Raw genomic sequence first — 593 nt, forward strand, 5'->3', positions numbered from 1 at the left:
TCTGTTCTCAACTCACAGGAAATATTAGAATTGTTTTCCAAAGAACAATTTTTAAAGCTCCAAATATTGAACTATATCAAGTATTATCAAAACGACAATGAGACAGATCTTAAAAAAAACTTGTGTCTAACCAAACTTCATTTTATACAAGAGAAATATTTCCCAAAAATTCCTTAGTTAATGGAATACCTAGAATTTCTGATTTTTAAAATTTTAGTATTTATTAAAAGACCAAATAATAAAGATTCATGTTTTTAACGTCCTGCTTCTTGCAACTTTTATTTATTTTAGCGACTCAGAAAAGTCTTGATTAAACTCATTGAAATAGAAATTAAAAAAGACTTAAACATCTTCTAATAATTCGGTTCACTAATAGACCAAATTGGAAAAGCCACAGAAATGCACACAGAAAAAAAAAGTAAAGTTCATCAGCCCAATTTTGCGGAAGCAATTCGTTTTTGGTTTCTACTAGGCTGGATAAGTTTTGGTGGTACAACAGGTCATGTTACCATTATGCACGACTTTCTGGTCGAAAAAAAGAAATGGGTCAGTAACAGCAAATTTTTTAGCGCACTTAATCTCTGCATGATTCT

The 593-nt window shown here is 30.2% G+C and carries 1 protein-coding gene; it reads left to right on the forward strand.

Features of this window, described 5'->3' with window-relative positions; genetic code table 11:
* Nucleotides 1-399: 399 nt before the first annotated feature.
* Nucleotides 400-593 (forward strand): chromate transporter (locus tag JC605_RS23645; protein ID WP_198858538.1); only part of this gene is annotated, 194 nt, incomplete at its 3' end.

The sequence above is a fragment of the Flavobacterium sp. IB48 genome (assembly GCF_016405855.1).
In the GTDB taxonomy this organism is placed as follows: Bacteria; Bacteroidota; Bacteroidia; order Flavobacteriales; family Flavobacteriaceae; genus Flavobacterium; species Flavobacterium ginsengisoli.